General features: G+C 66.1%; 16 protein-coding genes and 1 riboswitch. Of the genes, 6 read left to right on the forward strand and 10 right to left on the reverse strand.

Going from position 1 to position 16614, the window contains the following annotated elements:
- Position 1: 1 nt before the first annotated feature.
- Positions 2-2038, reverse strand: a complete 2037-nt coding sequence (gene thiC, locus AC1ZQA_RS09215) for a phosphomethylpyrimidine synthase ThiC (RefSeq protein ID WP_482676676.1) — start codon at positions 2036-2038, stop codon at positions 2-4.
- A gap of 32 nt (positions 2039-2070) precedes the next feature.
- Positions 2071-2194: riboswitch (TPP riboswitch) on the reverse strand.
- Between the two features lie 66 nt (positions 2195-2260).
- Positions 2261-3127, reverse strand: coding sequence for a pirin family protein (locus tag AC1ZQA_RS09220; RefSeq protein WP_482676677.1), 867 nt, complete (start codon positions 3125-3127; stop codon positions 2261-2263).
- Positions 3128-3243: 116 nt separating this feature from the next.
- Here AC1ZQA_RS09220 and AC1ZQA_RS09225 point away from each other — a divergent pair, with 116 nt between their 5' ends.
- A complete protein-coding gene (locus AC1ZQA_RS09225) occupies positions 3244-4152 on the forward strand; it encodes a LysR family transcriptional regulator (RefSeq protein ID WP_482676678.1) in 909 nt (302 codons plus the stop codon).
- Here the strand turns inward: AC1ZQA_RS09225 and AC1ZQA_RS09230 are convergent.
- From AC1ZQA_RS09230 to AC1ZQA_RS09240, 3 genes are all read right to left on the reverse strand, one after another.
- On the reverse strand, positions 4140-5090 hold the full coding sequence (locus AC1ZQA_RS09230) for a fatty acid desaturase family protein (protein WP_482676679.1): 951 nt from the start codon (positions 5088-5090) through the stop codon (positions 4140-4142). The genes AC1ZQA_RS09225 and AC1ZQA_RS09230 overlap by 13 nt on opposite strands.
- Before the next feature lie 10 nt (positions 5091-5100).
- Positions 5101-5772 carry a GGDEF domain-containing protein gene (locus AC1ZQA_RS09235; RefSeq protein WP_482676680.1) on the reverse strand — a complete coding sequence of 224 codons (672 nt, stop codon included), beginning with the start codon at positions 5770-5772 and terminating at the stop codon, positions 5101-5103.
- An 88-nt stretch (positions 5773-5860) separates the two neighbouring features.
- Complete coding sequence (locus AC1ZQA_RS09240; protein ID WP_482676681.1) at positions 5861-6304, reverse strand: winged helix-turn-helix transcriptional regulator; 444 nt, start codon at positions 6302-6304, stop codon at positions 5861-5863.
- Positions 6305-6465: 161 nt separating this feature from the next.
- On the opposite strand from AC1ZQA_RS09240, the gene wrbA reads away from it, so the two are divergent.
- Both wrbA and AC1ZQA_RS09250 read left to right on the forward strand, forming a co-directional pair.
- On the forward strand, positions 6466-7068 hold the full coding sequence (gene wrbA / locus AC1ZQA_RS09245) for an NAD(P)H:quinone oxidoreductase (RefSeq protein ID WP_482676682.1): 603 nt from the start codon (positions 6466-6468) through the stop codon (positions 7066-7068).
- Positions 7068-7352: a YkgJ family cysteine cluster protein gene (locus AC1ZQA_RS09250; RefSeq protein ID WP_482676683.1), complete on the forward strand. Its 285-nt coding sequence runs from the start codon at positions 7068-7070 to the stop codon at positions 7350-7352. Before wrbA ends, AC1ZQA_RS09250 begins: the two co-directional genes overlap by 1 nt.
- A gap of 11 nt (positions 7353-7363) precedes the next feature.
- On the opposite strand, the gene AC1ZQA_RS09255 is transcribed toward AC1ZQA_RS09250, so the two are convergent.
- The 4 genes from AC1ZQA_RS09255 to AC1ZQA_RS09270 all read right to left on the reverse strand — a co-directional run bounded on the left by AC1ZQA_RS09255 (position 7364) and on the right by AC1ZQA_RS09270 (position 11383).
- Positions 7364-8353, reverse strand: a complete 990-nt coding sequence (locus AC1ZQA_RS09255) for a potassium channel beta subunit family protein (protein WP_482679308.1) — start codon at positions 8351-8353, stop codon at positions 7364-7366.
- A gap of 89 nt (positions 8354-8442) precedes the next feature.
- The gene (locus AC1ZQA_RS09260; RefSeq protein ID WP_482676684.1) at positions 8443-8766 is read right to left on the reverse strand and encodes a FeoC-like transcriptional regulator; all 324 of its coding nucleotides are present in this window, start codon (positions 8764-8766) and stop codon (positions 8443-8445) included.
- The gene (feoB, locus tag AC1ZQA_RS09265; protein ID WP_482676685.1) at positions 8763-11114 is read right to left on the reverse strand and encodes a Fe(2+) transporter permease subunit FeoB; all 2352 of its coding nucleotides are present in this window, start codon (positions 11112-11114) and stop codon (positions 8763-8765) included. The genes AC1ZQA_RS09260 and feoB overlap by 4 nt, the downstream gene beginning before the upstream one ends.
- Positions 11111-11383, reverse strand: a complete 273-nt coding sequence (locus AC1ZQA_RS09270) for a FeoA family protein (RefSeq protein WP_482676686.1) — start codon at positions 11381-11383, stop codon at positions 11111-11113. Before AC1ZQA_RS09270 ends, feoB begins: the two co-directional genes overlap by 4 nt.
- A gap of 267 nt (positions 11384-11650) precedes the next feature.
- Here AC1ZQA_RS09270 and AC1ZQA_RS09275 point away from each other — a divergent pair, with 267 nt between their 5' ends.
- Positions 11651-12355, forward strand: a complete 705-nt coding sequence (locus AC1ZQA_RS09275) for a fumarylacetoacetate hydrolase family protein (protein WP_482676687.1) — start codon at positions 11651-11653, stop codon at positions 12353-12355.
- Between the two features lie 16 nt (positions 12356-12371).
- On the opposite strand, the gene polA is transcribed toward AC1ZQA_RS09275, so the two are convergent.
- Positions 12372-15158, reverse strand: coding sequence for a DNA polymerase I (polA, locus tag AC1ZQA_RS09280; protein WP_482676688.1), 2787 nt, complete (start codon positions 15156-15158; stop codon positions 12372-12374).
- A 76-nt stretch (positions 15159-15234) separates the two neighbouring features.
- Here polA and AC1ZQA_RS09285 point away from each other — a divergent pair, with 76 nt between their 5' ends.
- Positions 15235-15552: a hypothetical protein gene (locus AC1ZQA_RS09285; RefSeq protein ID WP_482676689.1), complete on the forward strand. Its 318-nt coding sequence runs from the start codon at positions 15235-15237 to the stop codon at positions 15550-15552.
- A gap of 49 nt (positions 15553-15601) precedes the next feature.
- A complete protein-coding gene (locus AC1ZQA_RS09290; protein ID WP_482676690.1) occupies positions 15602-16543 on the forward strand; it encodes a homoserine kinase in 942 nt (313 codons plus the stop codon).
- The last annotated feature ends 71 nt before the right edge of the window (positions 16544-16614 follow it).

Consider the following 16614-nt stretch of genomic DNA (forward strand, 5'->3'; position numbering starts at 1 on the left):
CTCAGGCCTTGTCGTTGACCGCTGCAGGGGCCGTCCCCTCTCCAGCCCTCCCAACGAGTGGGGAAGGAGTGACCTCTCCTCGTGTGTTGACCCCTCCCCCACTTGGTGCGGGAGGTTGGGAGGGGGAAAAGCCCGCCCGGGTGCGGCCCGGCAGCGGGGCGTGCACATACACCTCGCCACCGCCTGCGCGGAACTCGGCGGACATTTCCGCCATGCCCACAGCTGCAGCCTGCTCTGCGTCCACCCCCTGCCGCGCAGCATAGTCGCGCACTTCCTGGGTGATTTTCATCGAGCAGAACTTGGGCCCGCACATGGAGCAGAAGTGCGCGGTCTTGAAGGCGTCCTTCGGCAGGGTTTCGTCGTGGAATTCCTTGGCCTTTTCCGGGTCGAGGCCGAGGTTGAACTGATCGTCCCAGCGAAACTCGAAGCGCGCCTTGCTCAGTGCGTTGTCGCGCGCCTGCGCACCCGGGTGGCCCTTGGCCAGGTCGGCGGCGTGCGCGGCGATCTTGTAGGTGACGATGCCGTCGCGCACATCCTGCTTGTCCGGCAGGCCGAGGTGCTCCTTGGGCGTGACATAGCAGAGCATCGCGGTGCCGTACCAGCCGATCATCGCCGCGCCGATGGCGCTGGTGATGTGGTCGTAGCCAGGGGCGATGTCGGTGGTCAGGGGGCCGAGGGTGTAGAACGGCGCCTCGCCGCACTTCTCCAGCTGGCGGTCCATGTTCTCCTTGATGAGCTGCATGGGCACATGGCCGGGGCCTTCGATCATCACCTGCACGTCGTGCTTCCAGGCGATCTGCGTGAGTTCGCCCAGAGTGTCGAGTTCGGCGAACTGCGCTTCGTCGTTGGCATCGGCAATGCTGCCTGGGCGCAGGCCGTCGCCCAGCGAGAAGGCCACGTCATAGGCCTTCATGATGTCGCAGATGTCCTCGAAGTGTTCGTACAGGAAGCTCTCCTTGTGGTGCGCCAGACACCACTTGGCCATGATCGAGCCGCCGCGCGAGACGATGCCGGTCACGCGCCTGGCGCTCATCGGGATGAACGGCAGACGCACACCGGCGTGGATGGTGAAGTAGTCCACGCCCTGCTCGGCCTGCTCGATCAGGGTGTCGCGGAACAGCTCCCAGGTGAGGTCTTCGGCCACGCCGCCCACCTTTTCCAGCGCCTGGTAGATCGGCACGGTACCGATGGGCACGGGCGAGTTGCGCAGAATCCACTCGCGGGTTTCGTGAATGTGTTTGCCGGTGGACAGATCCATCACCGTGTCCGCGCCCCAGCGGATGGACCAGACCATTTTCTCCACCTCCTCGGCAATGCTGGAGGTGGTGGCGGAGTTGCCGATGTTGGCGTTGATCTTGACCAGGAAGTTGCGGCCGATGATCATCGGCTCGCTTTCCGGGTGGTTGATGTTGTTGGGGATGATGGCGCGGCCGCGTGCCACTTCATCGCGCACGAACTCCGGAGTGATGCGCGACTGGATGTTGGCGCCGAAGTGCTGGCCGGGGTGCTGCTTGAGCAGCCCTGCGTCAGTGAGCAGTTCGAGCCGCTGGTTTTCGCGGATGGCGATGAACTCCATCTCGGGAGTGATGATCCCCTTGCGTGCATAGTGCATCTGGCTGACATTGGCGCCCGACCTGGCGCGACGCGGCAGCGGCAGATGGGGAAAGCGCACGGCGGCCAGTCCGGCATCGGCATTGTGGCGGCGCGTGGTGTCGGAGCTGAACGCAGCCAGACGCTCGGTATCGCCGCGCTCGGCAATCCACCCTGCGCGCAGCGCGGGCAGGCCGCGTGCGAGGTCGATGCGCACTTGCGGATCGGTGTAGGGGCCGGAGGTGTCGTACACCGCAAACGGTGCGTTCTTTTCCACGCCGAACACGGCCGGCGTGTCGGCCAGCTTGATCTCGCGCATGGGCACGCGGATGTCCGGACGGCTGCCCTGCACGTAAATCTTGCTGGACGCAGCGAAAGGGGTGCGGGTGATGCGCTCGGTCAGCTCGGGGGCGTCGACCTTGTAGCGGGATTCGGGCAGTGCAGACATGGAACCTCCAGAAGATGGATGAATGCCTGCCGTTGCACCGGCGCCTGGTTCCCTCCGCGGGTAGCAAGGTGCAAGACCTTCGCCCGATCAGGTTCAGCGGATTCTGCGTTGCGCAGTCTCAGCCGGGACTTGCACCCGGCGCTCCGACAAGCTTGCTGCGCAGTATAGGGGCAGCGCCTGCGACCGCAACACGCCGCCGCAGCGCCCGGTAGCGTCAGGCGTTCACGCGGCAATCCGACCGAAGCGGCCGCTGTTGAAGTCGGCCATCGCCTGCGCGATCTCCTCCCGCGTGTTCATCACGAACGGGCCATAACCGACGATGGGCTCGTCGATCGGCTCGCCGCTCAGCAGCAGCACGGTGGCATCTTCCTGCGCCTCGACCTGCACCCCCACCCCCTCGCGGCTGAGCTGGGCGAACTGGCCCGGCCGCACCGCGGCATCGCCATTCACCACAATCGCCCCATGCAGCACCACCAGCGCCAGCGTGCGCCCGGCGGCGATGTCGAAACGGGTCTGCGCGCCCTGCTTGAGCCGCACGTCCCAGACGTCCATGGGCGTGAAGGTGCGTGCCGGGCCACGGTGCCCGTCGTACGCACCGGCAATCACCCGCACCCGCCCGGCCGCTTCCGGCAAGGCCACATCCGGAATGTCCGCCTTCAGCAGGGTCTGGTAACCGGGTGCCGACATCTTGTCCTTGGCGGGCAGGTTGACCCAGAGTTGCACCATCTCCAGCGTGCCGCCGCGCTCGGTGAAGGCCTGCGAGTGGAATTCGTCGTGCAGGATGCCGCCCGCCGCCGTCATCCACTGCACATCGCCCGGGCCGATCTTGCCGCCTGCGCCGGTGGAGTCGCGGTGCTCCACCTCGCCCTGATAGACGATGGTCACGGTCTCGAATCCGCGGTGCGGGTGCTCGCCCACACCGCGCGGGGTGTGAGACGGTGCGAACTGCGCCGGGCCGGCATAGTCGAGCAGCAAGAACGGGCTGAGATGCGCACCGTGGCTGTTGTAGCTGAACAGTGAACGCACCGGGAAGCCGTCGCCCACCCAATGCTGCTGGGGCGCACTGTACACACCGCGAATTGATTTCATGACACTCTCCTGTTGCACGAAGCGATCCCTTCGATGACCCGAGAATAGGGTTGGCACGACACATTCGGTAGTCTCGATCCTTGCCTGCATCGTTCCATCAATGGAACAATCGGCCCATGCGCGATCTGAATGATCTGTATTACTTTGTCCAGGTGGTCGATCACGGCGGCTTTGCACCGGCGGGCCGGGCGCTGGGCATGCCCAAGTCGCGGCTCAGCCGCCGCATTGCGCTGCTCGAGGCACAGCTCGGCGCGCGGCTCATCCAGCGCACCACCCGCAGCTTCGTCGTCACCGACATCGGCCAGACGTATTACACGCACTGCAAGGCCATGCTGGTGGAGGCCGACGCAGCGCAGGACGCCATCGCCCGCACCCATGCCGAGCCCTGCGGCACGGTGCGCATGACCTGCCCCATTGCCCTGCTGGACCTGCAGGTGGCGCCGATGATCGCAGCCTTCCTGTTGCGTTTCCCGCAGGTGCAACTGCAGCTCGAAGCCACCAACCGCCGTGTGGACGTGGTGGCCGAAGGCATCGACGTGGCGCTGCGCGTGCGCCCCACGCCGCTGGACGACAGCGATCTGGCGCTGCGTGTTCTGGCCAACCGGCAGCAGTGCCTCGTCGCCAGCCCTGCCCTGCTCGCCCGCACTGGCCTGCCGCACGCCCCGGCGGATCTGGCCGGGCTGCCCAGCCTGGCGCTGGGCGCGCAGTTGGGCGGCCCGCAGGTGTGGGACCTGTACGGCCCGGACGGCGCGCACGCCGCGGTGCGCCATCAGCCCCGGCTGGTCTCCACCAGCATGCCGGCGCTGCGCGAGGCGGCGCGCGCTGGAGTGGGCATGGTGCAACTGCCGATGATGATGGTGCGCTCCCAGATCGCCTCGGGCCAGCTCACGCATGTGCTGCCGGGCTGGGCGCCGCGGTCCGAAGTCATCCACGCGGTGTTTGCCTCGCGGCGCGGCCTGCTGCCCGCGGTGCGGGCGCTGATCGACTTTCTGGCCGAAGCGTTCGGCGGCGATCAGGAACGCTGAGGCAGATCGCGCGACGCGATGGGTCCGCGCAACTGGGCCAGCAGCGCAGCGGCATAGCCGGGGGCGTTGCAAAGTTCGTCGGCCTGCGCCGCGCCGGGCAAGGCACACCAGGGCAGCGCCGGTTGGCGGTGGTGCACCGAGTGATAGTTGAAATGCAGGATCAGCGCCGAGGCCAGACGCGGCAGCCGCAAGTTCAGCGCAAACTGCACATTGCTCCCTGGCGCATGCAGCGGGGTGCCGTAGTGGTAGGCGTTGTCGGTCAACGAAATCAACATCCCGCGGCCCAGCAAGGCCAGGAGCAACATCCATCCATGCGGCCCGTACAGCCAGACGCCGAGCGCGATCAATGTCAGCGAGGCAGCGCTGTCCACACGGATTGCGCGCAGTGCATCCGCACGCAGCAATTGCCTGTCGATGCTGTGCGCCAGGGGAGGCAGGCCGTGCTCCGCAGGCAGGCGGCGCGCCAGGCGCAACAACAGCCCGGGCGGCAGCCAGACCAGCAGCAGCGCAGCCACCTCGCTGGCGTACAGCCCGATCAGCAACTGCGGGTAATACCCCAGCGCCGCACGCCAACGGCTGCGCTGCGCCGCGTCGTAGACCTCGCTGCGATCGATTGCGGTGCGGTTGAACTGATGGTGCTTGAGGTGGCCAAAGCGCAGCACCGCAAACGGCGCAGGAAAGCCAATGGCCAGCCAGCGCGACAGCGCGTCATTCACCCGCCGGTTCGGGTGCAGCACGGCATGGATGCCCTCGTGCAGCACGGACCAGTAACTCGTGGTGAGCAGCACCACCGGAAGCAGGCTCCACCCCAGCGCGGGCAGCAGGGGCAGCAAGAGAGGCAGCAGGATCCACAGCCAGGCGTTGAGCAGCAGAAACAGGGTTGCAAGACCCGCATTGACCACAACCGGAATCGCTGTGCGTTGCCGATCGGATGTCATGCCGCCTGCCTTATCCGGCCACGCGCGCAGCCGGCTGCGACGGCAAGTCGTCATAGTGCCGCCGGTCGACGAACATGCAATTGCCGGGCAATTGCTTGGCTGCCTTCTTGAGTTCGACCAGCACGGCAGACACGTCGCGGTGTGAATCGAAGCGATGCGGCATGGCGGGCAAGACGCCGATGGACAGGCTGGGCAGACTGAAGAACTGAGATTCCCCGCGACGGTTTTCCGCCATGTAGCCACCCGCCTGCAGCGCAGTTGCATCGAAAAACCGCCGGACCTCGGCCTCGAATCGATCGAGCACCTGTTGCAAGCGCTGCGAGGCATCTGCACAGGTGGTCAAGACCATGAAATCGTCACCACCGATATGACCGACAAAGTCCTCCGCGCAGTTGATGGACGACCGGAGAATTTCAGCGACAAGCCGGATGACCTCATCCCCCATGCTGTAGCCGTACACGTCGTTGAAGGGCTTGAAATGATCGAGATCACAATAGGCCGCAGTGAAAGGCACGTCCGCACCAAGCAGCCGGTCGATCTGCTCATTGATCGGCACATTGCCCGGCAACAGGGTGAGCGGATTCGCATGGCGCGCAGCCTGCATCTGGAATTCACTCACCAGTCGCAGCAGGTCACCAACCAGCAGCAAACCACGAAACACGCCCTGCTCCGCGATCAGCACGCCTTCGGTGGCCTGGCGGATGAGACACCCTTTGTACCTCCGCGTTGTGAAAGATTGATGAATGACTCAGCCGCTGCACGGGCTGACATCAACCCGCGGACGGGTCGCGATCTTCCATGGCCCAGCGCTGCACCACGGCATGCAGGCTGGAAAACAGCGCGCCGAGTTCATGGCCTCGCTGGGTCAGCGCATAGCGTCGCTCGGCACGGGCGGCGTCGCAGCGGATGTGCTGCACCATGCCGGCGTCCATCAGACGCCGCAACCTCGCCGTAAGCAGTCGCGACGACACGCCCGGAATGCGCTTGCGCAGCACGCCAAAGCGCAAGGCCCCATCACGTTGCAGCGTCCACAGGATCGCGGTGGTCCAGGGGCTGGAAAGCAGCTGCAGCAGCGCATCCATCGGGCAGGTGGCGTCCTGTGCGGGGAGATCTTGCAGGTTGCGTGCAAAACCTGCCCCATCGGGCAGCGAATCGGCGCTCTGCCGTTCGGGGGCCAGGGTCTTCAGCACATGCTGCGGCAGTCGATCGGTCATGGGGGTGCTTGAATGGTTACTTTGGAATACCTGTTGTCCGGCGTCGGATCATGTCCGTGCAGAATGCAGAACACTCTGCGGTCAGGCCACAATGCACCACGATGCGACGCGGACATCGCATTCATGCATATTTGCACTCATTCCTCGATTGGAGACCCGATATGGCCAAGATTCTTGTTTTGTACTACAGCACCTGGGGACACGTTGAAACCATGGCCCATGCGATTGCCGAAGGCGCACGGGGCGTGCAGGGCTGCAGCGTGGACATCAAGCGCGTGCCCGAGACCATGCCGCCCGAGACCGTCGCCGCGATCCACGCCAAGACCGACCAGGCCGCGCCGATCGCCAGGCCCAACGACCTGGCGCAATACGACGCCATCCTGTTCGGCACGCCCACGCGCTTTGGCAATATGTGCGGCCAGATGCGCAACTTCCTCGATCAGACCGGGTCGCTGTGGCAGCAGGGCAAACTGGTCGGCAAGGTCGGCAGCGTCTTTGCCAGCACCGGAACGCAACACGGCGGGCAGGAGACCACGATCACCTCGTTTCACACCACCCTGTTCCACCACGGCATGGTGGTCGTCGGCGTGCCCTATGCCTGCGCCGGGCTGACCAATATGGACGAAATCACCGGCGGCACGCCGTATGGCGCCACCACGCTGAGCAAGGGCGACGGCAGCCGCCAGCCCAGCGCCAACGAACTCGACATTGCCCGCTTCCAGGGCAAGCATGTCGCGGAAATCGCCAAGAAACTGTTCGGTTGATGTCTGCGGGTGTGCATGCAGGCCACGCCTGCCGCCCAGGCTGCGCGGCCTGCTGCATCGCGCCGTCGATCAGCAGCCCGATTCCCGGCATGCCGCAGGGCAAGCCCGCAGGCGTGCGCTGCGTGCAGCTCACGCCCGACCTGCTCTGCGCCATTTTCGGCAGCCCGCAGCGCCCGGCCTGCTGCAGCGGGCTGCAGCCCAGCACCGAGATGTGCGGGGAGAGCCGGGATCACGCGCTGCACTGGCTGGGCTGGATGGAGCACCAGACCGCGCCAACGGCCTGATACGGTGGCGATCATTCCGCCAGCGGTGCGGAAATCGCGTCCATCTGCGCAAGCACGTCGGGCGTGAGCCGGGGCAGCACATCGAGCGCGCCGAGATTTTCCTGCAACTGCGTCAGCCGCGAAGCGCCCAGGATCACCGTGCTCACCTGCGGGTTGTGTGCCACCCAGGCCAGCGCGAGCTGCGCTGGGCTGCAGCCCAGTTGCCGTGCAATCGCTTCAAACTCGCCGACTGCGGCATTCTTCCGCGCATCCAGCAGGCCATCGCGCAAAAAGCTGACATTCGGCATCGCGCCGCGACTGCCCGCAGGCACTCCCTGACGATACTTGCCGGTCAACAGGCCGGAAGCCAGCGGGCTCCATGTGGTCAAGCCCAGGCCGATGTCCTCACATAGACGGGCATATTCCTGCTCGACCCGCCTGCGATGGAACAGGTGATATTGCGGCTGCTCCATCACCGGCTTGTGCAGATGGTGGCGGTCGGCAATGTCCCAGGCGGCGCGGATTTGCTCCGCACTCCATTCGCTCGTGCCCCAGTAGAGCGCCTTGCCCTGCGCGATGATGTCGTGCATCGCCCAGACGGTTTCTTCGATCGGGGTGTTGGGGTCGGGCCGGTGGCAGAAGACCAGGTCGATGAACTCGAGCCTGAGCCGCCGCAGGCTGCCATCGACCGCCTGCATCAGATACTTGCGGTTGAGGGTGTTGCGGCCGTTGATCCGCGGCTTGTCTGCCGTGCCTGCGTCGATCCCCCAGAAAAACTTGCTCGACACCACATAGTCGAGCCGGTTCCACTTCAGCTGCGCCAGCGCCTCGCCCATCAGCCGCTCGCTCTCGCCGTTGGCATAGATCTCGGCGTTGTCGAAAAAATTGATGCCGCCGTCGCGTGCGGCCGCCATCATTTCGCGCACCCCGGAGGCATCGACCTGGTTGTGGAAGGTGACCCACGAGCCAAGCGAAAACAGACTGACCTGCAAGCCGCTGCGCCCAAGGCGCCGGTAAAGCATGGGACTGTGCATACGGTTCTCCTTGTGAACGGAAAACCAACACTGTAAGACTGCGCGGCAAAACCCTGTGCCTGCGTTACGGCGCGTTTTCAGGCAGAGCGCAGCATCAAAACCGGACGCTTGACCGTGGGCTGCGCCGCCGGTTGCGGCCCGCGCCACTGGTACACCACGGCGGCAGTGCGGCCGCTGCCGCAGGCACCGCACTGGGCGCAGGCACCCGAGCTGCACGTGGCGCCTTGCGCATCCAGCCGCGCGATCAGCCCGCGCTGCACCCAGTGCGCGAGCATGTCCTGCGCCACCGCAACAGGGACCTGCACGCAGGCGGCAATTTCCGCAGCGCTGGCCAGCTGCCGCTGCCGCAGGCAGTCGCGCACCGCGAACAGCGGGTTCACCGCAGCAACAGTCGCGCTCATGCCAGACTCTCCAGCCCGCCTGCTGCCACGCGACGCTCGGCGCGGCTGCCGTACACGCGCAAGCCGACGACCAGCAGCGCAAACGCAGCCAGACAGCCGGCAATCCACAGCAGCGAGGCCTGCGGATGCGCGGCAAAGGTTCCGGCCTGGTAGATGATGGTGGCCGCAGCCCAGGCGATGCCGATGCCGTAGAACACCGAAAACGCCATCCAACCCCAGCCGACTTCGCGCCGCAGCGCGCCCATGGTGCTGGCGCACGGCACATACAGCAGCACGAACACCAGGTAGGCAAACGCCGACAGCGGGGTGAACGCGGCGGCCAGTCCGGCCAGGGTCTCGTTGCTCGCGCCCGAGGCCTGCGCGGCATCCTGCGCGGACTGCAGTTGATGCAGGCCCAGCGGATCGAACAGGTTGCCGAAAAACGCTGCGGCGTTGTGCGGAATGGTCTTGGCCGCTTCCCACAGCTGCGCGCGCACATCCGGGTCGCGATAGCGCGCCATCAAGTCGCCCGCCTGCTGGCGCTGATAGATGCCGTTGAGCGTGCCGATCACGATTTCCTTGGCCGCCGCGCCCGCCAGCAGCCCCGACACCGCGGGCCAGTTCTCGCGGCTGATGCCCATCGGCGCGAACACCGGCGCAATCGCCCGGCTGCCCTGCGCCAGCAGGGAGTGGTCGATGTCGGTCGCGTGCAGTCCCTTGTCAGTCCAGCCGATGCCGGGCAGCACGAACAGCACCAGGCCGATCGCCACGATCACCTTGCCCACGCGGAACAGGAACACCTTGAGCCGCTGCCAGGCCTGCAGCCCGACGCTGCGCACACTGGGCAGGCGGTATGGCGGCAGCTCCATGACGAAGGGCATCGGTTCGCCGCGGATCGCGGTCTTGCCCAGCATCCAAGCGGTCAGCAGCGCAACCACGATGCCCAGCACATACAGCAGGAACACCACCTGCCCGCCGCTTTCGCGGAAAAACACCACGGCAAACGCCATGTAGATGGTCAGCCGCGCCGAGCACGACATGAACGGCTGCATCAGCACGGTGAGCAGCCGGCCGCGTGGGTCTTCGATGATGCGCGACCCCATGATCGCCGGCACGTTGCAGCCAAAGCCGATGACCATGGGCACCAGCGCATTGCCCGGCAGCCCGAGGCGGCGCATGAAGCGGTCCATCGCGTAGGCGGCGCGCGCCATGTAGCCCGAGTCGTCGAGAAACGCGAGAAACAAAAAGGTCAGGCCGATCGGGGGGATGAAGGAGATTACCAGATTGAGCCCGCCCCCCACGCCTCCGGCGACCATCGACACCATCCAGTCGGGCAGACCGGCCTGCAGCATCACATGCCCCACGCCGCTGATCAGCAGCGCAGACGATACCTTGTCGAAGAAATCCAGAAAGATGTTGCCGCCGCTGAAGCTCACCACGAACACCAGATACAGCACCAGCAAAAACACCGGCACCCCCAGCCACTCGCTGAGCACCACGCGGTCGAGCACATCGGTGACCCGGTGGCGCATCCCCATCTTGCCCCCACGCTGCATGGCGACGGCCGCGAGCCGATGCGCCCAGGCAAAGCGCGCGGCAGCGACGAGATCGGCGACCTCCTCCCCCGTCTGCGCGAGCACCTGTGCCTGTGCGGCAAGCACACCATCCTGCACTGCGGGCATGGGAGACACCACCAGCCCCTCGAGCAGGCGCAGCGCCTCGAAACGGCGCTTGGCCAACGATGTTGCCGCGAGGGACGCGCCAACCCGGTCGATCGCCTGCTCGACTGCGGCGGCATAGGTGGGAATCGCGCCGCGAGGCGGCTGCCTCAAGGCCTGCAACACGGTATCGAGCAGTTCCGTGCGACCTCGGCCCTTGCGCGCCACCAACGGCACCACCGGCACGCCGAGTTGCTCGGACAGCGCCTGCACCTGTGGCTCCAGGCCGAGCGCCTGCGCCTCGTCCACCATATTGAGGGCGAGGATCAGCGGCCTGCCGGTCTCGAGCAGTTCGAAGGTCAGTGCCAGATGCCGTTCGAGATTGGACGCGTCAACGATATTGACGATGAGATCGACCCGCTCGTCGAGCAGGAAGTTGCGCGCCACGCCCTGGTCAGCGCCGCCGCCGCCAAGCAGGCTGTACACGCCGGGCAGATCGACGATCGAGAGCTTGCGTCCCGCCGCACTGGCCGTGCCGCGGCGCTGCTCCACCGTGACGCCGGGCCAGTTGCCCACATGCTGATGCGCGCCGGTCAGCAGGTTGAAAATGGTGGTCTTGCCGCAATTGGGATTGCCCGCCAGGGCAATCACCGGCAGGCCATTCGCAGCGTCTGGCGCAAGCGCGCCATCCGGGTCGTGGCAGGCACTCATGCAGCCAGTCCTTGTGGCGCCCTGGCATTCATTGGCATCACGCGGATCTTGTCGGTCACCCCGCGGCCGAGCGCAATGCGCGCGCCGCCCACCTGCACCACGGTGCCGCGTGCCCCTGGGCCATGCACCACGCACAGCGCAACGCCGCGGCGGATCCCGAGCATCACCATACGCTGCGCCATGGAGCGCCCGCCGTCAAAGTCCACCACCTGGGCGCATTGGCCGTGGTGAATCTGCGCCAGGGAAACCACTTCGGAACCGATGTTCATGATCTTGGTCTGTTGATGCGCCGCAACCCGGCGACGAGGACTGCTCCATTTCTGAACACGCGGCTGGCGTCTGTGCGCCGCGCCGTGTTTCAGATTGATGTGCAAATGATAACGTTTATCGTTCGTCAATCATATCCAGACGCACTGATGAAGATCAAGTGATCGCAACGCGCCCGTCGCGGTCTGTCACAACGCAGGGATCGCTGGAACCCGTTCACGCTCTACACTGAAACTGCCGTCCCTCACTGTCCAAACGACCGTTGCGCCATGTCGACCGTCTTTCCGCCTCACGCCCTGGCCTTTTTGCCCCTTGTGGACAGCGACCAGACCTTTCCGGTGCGCCGGGTCTATTGCGTGGGCCGCAATTACGCTGCCCATGCGCGCGAGATGGGCTCCGACCCGAACCGCGAGCCGCCGTTCTTTTTCTGCAAGCCGGGTGATGCCGATGCGGTCATTGCCGTGCCCGCCGGGCAGACGGGCGACATCGCCTATCCGCCGGCCACGCAAGACCTGCAGCATGAAATCGAACTGGTCGTGGCCATCGGCAAGGCGGGTCGCGACATCACCGTGCAACGCGCGACTGAGCACATCTTCGGCTACGCAGTCGGGCTGGATCTGACCCGGCGCGATCTCCAGGGGCAGATGAAGGCGCAGGGGCGTCCGTGGGAAATCGGCAAGGCCTTCGATCAGTCCGCGCCGATCGGCCCGATCACGCCACAGCAGCCTGGCGCACCACTGACCGCGGGCGCCATCCGCCTGCAGGTCGATGGCGTGGTCCGCCAGCACGGCATGCTGGAGCAGATGATCTGGTCGGTGGACGAGACCATCGCGCGTCTCTCCACCCTGTTCACCCTGCGACCCGGCGATCTGATTTTCACTGGCACACCCGACGGTGTCGGCGCCATCACGCGCGGCCAGACCCTGCGCGGCGAGATCGACGGCCTCGCGCCGCTGCAGGTGCGCATCGTCTGATCGGCGGCGGCGTGCCTCAGTGCGCCAGCTCCCAGTTCGCCCCCATGCCCAGTTCGGCCAGCAGCGGCACGTCGAGCTGGGCCACACCGGCCATCAGACGCGGGATGTGTTCGCGCACCCAGCGCGTTTCGTTCTCGGGCACTTCGAGCACCAGTTCGTCATGCACCTGCATCACCACGCGGCTTTGCAGGCCGTCGCGCGTGAGCGCCTGATCGACTGCAATCATCGCCATCTTGATGAGATCGGCCGCAGTGCCCTGCATGGGCGCGTTGATCGCGGCACGCTCGGCGGCAGCGCGGCGCGGGCCGCTGGCGTGGATTTCGGGCAGCCACAGTCGCCGGCCGAACACGGTCTCGACGTAACCGAGTTCCCTGGCCTGGGCGCGGGTGCGCTCCATGTAAGCCGCCACGCCGGGATAGCGGGCGAAGTAGCGATCGATGTAGAGCTGCGCGGCGCTGCGCTCCAGACCCAGATTGCGCGCCAGGCCGAATGCGCTCATGCCGTAGATCAGGCCGAAGTTGATGACCTTGGCCATGCGCCGCTGGTCACTGCTGACCTCCAGCGGGGTGACGCCGAAAATCTCCGCCGCAGTGGCGCGGTGAATATCCTCGCCCGCGGCGAATGCGGCCAGCAGCCCGGCGTCCTGCGAGATATGCGCCATGATGCGCAACTCGATCTGCGAATAGTCGGCCGAGGCGATGAGCCAGCCCTTGGGCGCGATGAATGCTTCGCGGATGCGCCGGCCCTCGGCGGTGCGCACCGGAATGTTCTGCAGATTGGGATCGTTGGACGCCAGCCGTCCCGTGACCGCCACTGCCTGCGCGTAGTTGGTGTGCACCCGCCCGGTGGCTGGGTTGATCATTTGCGGCAGCTTTTCGGTGTAGGTGCTGCGCAGTTTGGACAGGCTGCGGTGATCGAGGATGATGCGCGGCAGCGGATAGTCCTCGGCCAGCTTTTCCAGCACCTCCTCGTCGGTGGACGGCGCACCCGAGGCCGTCTTTTTCTGGACGGGAAGCTGCAGCCGGTCGAACAGGATGTCGCCGATCTGCTTGGGGCTGCCGAGGTTGAATGGCCCGCCGGCGAGCGCATACGCCTGGGCTTCGAGGGCTTGCATCTTGGCGCCAAGCTCGCTGCTCTGCAGCCGCAGCAGATCGCCGTCGACCAGCACGCCAGTGCGCTCGATGCGCTGCAGCACCTCGCTGACCTGTAGTTCCAGCGCGTAGATGCGCGCCAGCCCCGTGTCTGCCTGGATGCGCGGCCACAGCGCCTGATGAACCTGCAGCGTGAGATCGGCGTCCTCGCCGCTGTAGCGCGTGGCCACGTCCAGCGCCACCTGGTCGAAGGTGATCGCCTTCGCACCCTTGCCACAGACCTGCTCATAGCTCAGGGTGTCGTTTCGCCCGAGATGGCGCGACGCCAGGCTGTCCAGGCCGTGCGGCTTGTGCGCTTCGAGCACATAGCTTTGCAGCAGGGTGTCGTGCGCGTAGCCGCGCACCATGATGCCGACGTTCTGCAGCACATGCCGGTCGTATTTGGCGTTCTGCCCGAGCTTGGGTTTGTCCGCACTTTCCAGCCACGGCTTGAGGCGGGCAAGCACCGCATCAATCGGCAGTTGCTCGGGCGCGCCGGGATAGAGGTGCGTCAGCGGCAGGTACGCCGCCTCGCCCGGGGTGATGCTCAGCGACAGCCCGACCAGACGGGCCTGCATCGGGTCGAGCGAGTCGGTCTCGGTATCGAGCGCGGTCAGCGCGGCGGCGTCGATGCGCGCAAGCCAGGTCTCGAACTGCGGCCAGGTGAGTACGGTCTCGTAGCGCCCCGCCATGGCAGGCTGGTGCGCGCTCGCAGTGGATGCGGCTGGAGTTGGCGGGTCGGCCGGATCGTCCAGCAAAGAGCCTTGCCCTGCGCCCTGCGCCTTCATTTCCTGCGCAAACCGCCGCATGCCGTAGCGGGTGAAAAAGGGCAGCAGCGCCTGCGTGTCCTCGGGCGCGGGACGCAGGTCCGCGTCGAAATCCTGTGCGTAGCCATCGAGATCACAATCGGTGGCGATGGTCACCAGTTCGCGCGCCCTGGGCAGCCAGTCCAGGGAGTTACGCAGGTTCTGCCCCACGGCGCCGCCCACTTCGGCGGCATGCGCGATCAGGGCGTCGAGCGAGCCATACTGCGTGAGCCATTTCACCGCGGTCTTGGGACCGACCTTGGGCACGCCGGGCACGTTGTCCACGGCGTCCCCGACCAGGGTCAGGTAGTCGACGATGCGCTCGGGTGGCACGCCGAACTTGTCCAGCACGCCGGCAACATCGAGCACCTCGTTGCTCATGGTGTTGACCAGGGTGATGTGGTCGTTGACGAGTTGTGCCATGTCCTTGTCGCCGGTGGACACCAAAGTGCGAATGCCGGCAGCGTGCGCCCGCACCGCCAGAGTGCCGATCACGTCGTCGGCCTCGACCCCCGGCACCTCGAGCAGCGGCCAGCCCATCAGCCGCACCACCTCGTGAATCGGCTCGATCTGTGCCGCCAGCTCGGGCGGCATGGGCGGGCGGTGCGCCTTGTATTGGTCGTACAGGGCATTGCGGAAGGTGGGGCCCTTGGCGTCGAACACACAAGCCGCGTAGCGATAGCCCTTGGCCACCGGATACTGCTCGCGCAGGCGCCGCAACATGGCGACCATGCCGTAGAGCGCACCAGTGGGCTGGCCCTCCGGGCCGCGCAGATCGGGCATGGCGTGAAACGCGCGGTAGAGATAGCTGGAGCCGTCCACCAGCAACAAGGTGGAGTGCGCGTCGGATTGCAGTGGGGAATTCATCTGCGCATTATCGATGCCGCCGTAAAATCGGCGCATGAACACATCGCGCATCGCTCTCTTCCTAGCTGCTCGCTGCATGCCCTTGCTGCTGGTCAGCATGGGTCTGGCGCAGACGGCTCACGCACAAAACCAGGCGGGCGCCCCCGCTGCACCGGCAATGCCAGACGCTCAGCCCAAGCCCAAATACCCCGAGCCCGTGGTGCGCGACAACGTGACGCAAGACCGTTCCGTGCGCATCCAGGAGCAGCAGGTGCGCGGCGCCACCACATCCATCCATGTACAGCCGCTGCACGGCGGTGCGGCCTACAACGTCGTGCCGCCCAGCGTGTCCTCCAGCACCGATCCGGCCCGCATGGAAGGTCAGGCACAGTGGAAAGTGCTGACGTTCAAATGACTCCCGGGCCCGCGCATGTGGGCCGCCCCTTCATTCCCCACCATTTTTCATGGCCGTCTTTACTCCGCTCGACGCCGCCGAGGTCGATACCTGGCTTGCCCGTTTCGACCTGGGCACACGCACCGAACTCCAAGGCATTGCCAGCGGGATCGAGAACACCAACTACTTTCTGAGCACGACTCGGGGGCGCTTTGTGCTGACCCTGTTCGAGCGCCTGCAGGCAGAGCAACTTCCGTTCTACCTTGGTCTGATGCATCATCTGGCCGCCCACGGCATTCCCGTGCCCGACCCGATGCCCGACCGCAATGGCCAGACGCTGCACACCCTCAAGGGCAAACCGGCCGCACTCGTCACCCGGCTGAAAGGCAAGAGTCAGCTGCAACCCCTGCCCGCGCATTGCGCTCAGGTCGGACAGTGGCTGGCGCGCATGCACCGGGCAGCGCAAGACTATGCCGGCACGCAACCCAACCTGCGCGGGCTGGACTGGCAAGCCCGCACCATCCCGGCCATCCTGCCCTATGTCACGGCGGAGCAGCGCGCACTTCTCACCGCGGAACTGGATCACCAGGCCCGCATCGCCGCGTCGCCCGCGCATGCCAATCTGCCGCGCAGTGCAGTGCATGCCGATCTGTTCCGCGACAACGTGCTGTTCGACGGTGACACCCTGTCGGGCATTTTCGACTTTTACTTCGCCGGCGTGGACACCTGGGTGTTCGACCTCGCCGTCGCGCTGAATGACTGGTGCATCCTCCCGGATACCGGCGCGTTCGACTCTGCCCGCCACGATGCCCTGCTGCAGGCCTACACGGCAGAGCGCCCGCTGCAGCCGTCCGAGCGCGCCCTGCTGCCCGATGCCCTGCGCGCCGCGGCGCTGCGGTTCTGGACCTCGCGTCTGGCTGACTTTCACCTGCCTCGCGACGCCCATCTGCTGACTCCGCACGATCCGGCCCATTTCGAGCGCGTGCTGCGCCAGCGCATCGCAGCGGGCTGAAACACGGGCGCACATCACTGGCCGCGCGCAGCCGATACCATTGCCCCCAGGCGGCCGACTCCGCGCCGTGC

The sequence above is a fragment of the Thiomonas sp. DCM-2 genome (assembly GCF_056820905.1).

Bases quoted from the DNA above. Each gene is read 5' to 3' on its own strand.
- AC1ZQA_RS09230 (WP_482676679.1), bottom strand. From the start codon at position 5,090: ATGACATCCGATCGGCAACGCACAGCGATTCCGGTTGTGGTCAATGCG.
- AC1ZQA_RS09255 (WP_482679308.1), bottom strand. From the start codon at position 8,353: ATGCTTTACCGGCGCCTTGGGCGCAGCGGCTTGCAGGTCAGTCTGTTT.
- AC1ZQA_RS09285 (WP_482676689.1), top strand. From the start codon at position 15,235: ATGCCCTTGCTGCTGGTCAGCATGGGTCTGGCGCAGACGGCTCACGCA.
- AC1ZQA_RS09290 (WP_482676690.1), top strand. From the start codon at position 15,602: ATGGCCGTCTTTACTCCGCTCGACGCCGCCGAGGTCGATACCTGGCTT.
- AC1ZQA_RS09240 (WP_482676681.1), bottom strand. From the start codon at position 6,304: ATGACCGATCGACTGCCGCAGCATGTGCTGAAGACCCTGGCCCCCGAA.
- AC1ZQA_RS09275 (WP_482676687.1), top strand. From the start codon at position 11,651: ATGTCGACCGTCTTTCCGCCTCACGCCCTGGCCTTTTTGCCCCTTGTG.
- AC1ZQA_RS09220 (WP_482676677.1), bottom strand. From the start codon at position 3,127: ATGAAATCAATTCGCGGTGTGTACAGTGCGCCCCAGCAGCATTGGGTG.
- wrbA (WP_482676682.1), top strand. From the start codon at position 6,466: ATGGCCAAGATTCTTGTTTTGTACTACAGCACCTGGGGACACGTTGAA.
- AC1ZQA_RS09270 (WP_482676686.1), bottom strand. From the start codon at position 11,383: ATGAACATCGGTTCCGAAGTGGTTTCCCTGGCGCAGATTCACCACGGC.
- AC1ZQA_RS09260 (WP_482676684.1), bottom strand. From the start codon at position 8,766: ATGAGCGCGACTGTTGCTGCGGTGAACCCGCTGTTCGCGGTGCGCGAC.
- AC1ZQA_RS09225 (WP_482676678.1), top strand. From the start codon at position 3,244: ATGCGCGATCTGAATGATCTGTATTACTTTGTCCAGGTGGTCGATCAC.
- polA (WP_482676688.1), bottom strand. From the start codon at position 15,158: ATGAATTCCCCACTGCAATCCGACGCGCACTCCACCTTGTTGCTGGTG.
- thiC (WP_482676676.1), bottom strand. From the start codon at position 2,038: ATGTCTGCACTGCCCGAATCCCGCTACAAGGTCGACGCCCCCGAGCTG.
- AC1ZQA_RS09250 (WP_482676683.1), top strand. From the start codon at position 7,068: ATGTCTGCGGGTGTGCATGCAGGCCACGCCTGCCGCCCAGGCTGCGCG.
- feoB (WP_482676685.1), bottom strand. From the start codon at position 11,114: ATGAGTGCCTGCCACGACCCGGATGGCGCGCTTGCGCCAGACGCTGCG.